Raw genomic sequence first — 3,191 nt, 5'->3', positions numbered from 1 at the left:
GAGGGGAGAGCCTGGCGATGACCTACTTTCACACGGGAATCCGCACTATCATCGGCGCGGAGTCGTTTCACGGTCCTGTTCGGGATGGGAAGGGGTGGTACCGACTCGCTATGGTCACCAGGCTATGACTTGTTGTCACGTTGACGAGGTCAACGGGACCAATATGGGAATGTAGATTTGGGGTTGTGAGTTGTGTGTATCAGGCACAAGGCGGACCCAGCCGGAAACATACCGGTTATAGGATCAAGCCGCACGGGCAATTAGTACTGGTTAGCTGAACGCATTACTGCGCTTCCACACCCAGCCTATCAACGTCCTGGTCTCGAACGACCCTTCAGGGAGATCAAGTCTCCAGGGAATCCTCATCTTCAGGCAAGTTTCCCGCTTAGATGCTTTCAGCGGTTATCTCTTCCGTACATAGCTACCCTGCGATGCCTCTGGCGAGACAACAGGTACACCAGCGGTACGTCCACTCCGGTCCTCTCGTACTAGGAGCAGCCCCCGTCAAGATTCCAACGCCCACGGCAGATAGGGACCAAACTGTCTCACGACGTTTTAAACCCAGCTCACGTACCTCTTTAAATGGCGAACAGCCATACCCTTGGGACCGGCTACAGCCCCAGGATGAGATGAGCCGACATCGAGGTGCCAAACACCGCCGTCGATATGAACTCTTGGGCGGTATCAGCCTGTTATCCCCAGAGTACCTTTTATCCGTTGAGCGATGGCCCTTCCATACAGAACCACCGGATCACTATGTCCTGCTTTCGCACCTGCTCGACTTGTCGGTCTCGCAGTTAAGCACGCTTTTGCCATTGCACTTTAGGTACGATGTCCGACCGTACCAAGCGTACCTTCGAACTCCTCCGTTACACTTTGGGAGGAGACCGCCCCAGTCAAACTGCCTACCATGCACTGTCCCCGACCCGGATTCACGGGCCAAGGTTAGAACCTCAAACAAACCAGGGTGGTATTTCAAGGACGGCTCCACCGAAACTAGCGTCCCGGTTTCAAAGCCTCCCACCTATCCTACACAGATCGGTTCAAAGTCCAATGCAAAGCTACAGTAAAGGTTCATGGGGTCTTTCCGTCTAGCCGCGGGGAGATTGCATCATCACAAACACTTCAACTTCGCTGAGTCTCGGGAGGAGACAGTGTGGCCATCGTTACGCCATTCGTGCAGGTCGGAACTTACCCGACAAGGAATTTCGCTACCTTAGGACCGTTATAGTTACGGCCGCCGTTTACCGGGACTTCAATCAAGAGCTTGCACCCCATCATTTAATCTTCCGGCACCGGGCAGGCGTCACACCCTATACGTCCACTTTCGTGTTTGCAGAGTGCTGTGTTTTTATTAAACAGTCGCAGCCACCATTTTATTGCAACCCCTTCGTCCTTCTGGCGCGAGCCAGTCAAACTACAAGGGCGTACCTTATCCCGAAGTTACGGTACCAATTTGCCGAGTTCCTTCTCCCGAGTTCTCTCAAGCGCCTTAGAATACTCATCTCGCCCACCTGTGTCGGTTTGCGGTACGGTCTCGTATGACTGAAGCTTAGAGGCTTTTCTTGGAACCACTTCCAATTGCTTCGCGACCTAAAGTCGCTCGCCCCACACCCTTGAATCACGCACCCGGATTTGCCTAAGTGCCATCTCCAATGCAGGGACCGGGACATCCAACACCCGGACAACCTTCCGCGATCCGTCCCCCCATCGCATCATACGACGGTGCAGGAATATTAACCTGCTTCCCATCAGCTACGCATCTCTGCCTCGCCTTAGGGGCCGACTCACCCTACGCCGATGAACGTTGCGTAGGAAACCTTGGGCTTACGGCGAGGGGGCCTTTCACCCCCTTTATCGCTACTCATGTCAGCATTCGCACTTCTGATACCTCCAGCATCCTTTACAAGACACCTTCACAGGCTTACAGAACGCTCTCCTACCATGCACTTACGTGCATCCGCAGCTTCGGTATATTGCTTAGCCCCGTTACATCTTCCGCGCAGGACGACTCGATCAGTGAGCTATTACGCTTTCTTTAAAGGGTGGCTGCTTCTAAGCCAACCTCCTGACTGTTTTAGCCTTCCCACTTCGTTTCCCACTTAGCAATATTTAGGGACCTTAGCTGGCGGTCTGGGTTGTTTCCCTCTTGACACCGGACGTTAGCACCCGATGTCTGTCTCCCGTGATTGCACTCTTCGGTATTCGGAGTTTGCTATGGCGGGGTAATCAGCAATAGACCCCCCAACCATGACAGTGCTCTACCCCCGAAGGTGAGACACGAGGCACTACCTAAATAGTTTTCGGAGAGAACCAGCTATTTCCAAGTTTGTTTAGCCTTTCACCCCTATCCACAGCTCATCCCCTAACTTTTCAACGTTAGTGGGTTCGGTCCTCCAGTACGTGTTACCGCACCTTCAACCTGGCCATGGATAGATCACTTGGTTTCGGGTCTACACCCAGCGACTGAACGCCCTATTCGGACTCGCTTTCGCTACGCCTTCCCTAATCGGTTAAGCTTGCCACTGAATGTAAGTCGCTGACCCATTATACAAAAGGTACGCCGTCACCCGTTTCCAGGCTCCGACTGTTTGTATGCATGCGGTTTCAGGATCTATTTCACTCCCCTCCCGGGGTTCTTTTCGCCTTTCCCTCACGGTACTGGTTCACTATCGGTCGATTACGAGTATTTAGCCTTGGAGGATGGTCCCCCCATCTTCAGACAGGATTTCACGTGTCCCGCCCTACTTGTCGTACACCTAGTTCCACAATACTGTTTTCGCATACGGGGCTATCACCCACTATGGCCGGACTTTCCATTCCGCTTTGCTAACAATACTGCTAAAGAGTACAAGGCTGATCCCATTTCGCTCGCCACTACTTTGGGAATCTCGGTTGATTTCTGTTCCTGCAGCTACTTAGATGTTTCAGTTCACTGCGTTCGCTTCCCTTGCCTATGTATTCAGCAAGGGATGACCCATTCGGGCCGGGTTTCCCCATTCGGATATCTGCGGATCAAAGCTTGTTTGCCAGCTCCCCGCAGCTTTTCGCAGGCTACTACGTCCTTCATCGCCTGTAATCGCCAAGGCATCCACCACATGCACTTATTCGCTTGACCCTATAACGAGTATGTCTCGCTATAGGCTGAGTTCTCGCGTTGTGCCGTATTCCAAGACAATCTCATCGATTGC

2 rRNA genes are annotated in these 3,191 nt (G+C 52.8%); both read right to left on the bottom strand.

The annotated features are described in order from the left end of the window. Positions 1–9: 9 nt before the first annotated feature. Positions 10–122 (bottom strand): 5S ribosomal RNA (gene rrf, locus ACUXH0_RS26330). Between the two features lie 117 nt (positions 123–239). Continuing rightward, positions 240–3,118, bottom strand: a 23S ribosomal RNA gene (locus ACUXH0_RS26325). Between the last annotated feature and the right edge of the window lie 73 nt (positions 3,119–3,191).

This window comes from Ralstonia sp. 110700041-2 (assembly GCF_056280165.1).
Note: the sequence above shows the minus strand (reverse complement) of the source record. Positions and strands in the feature narration are given on the sequence as shown.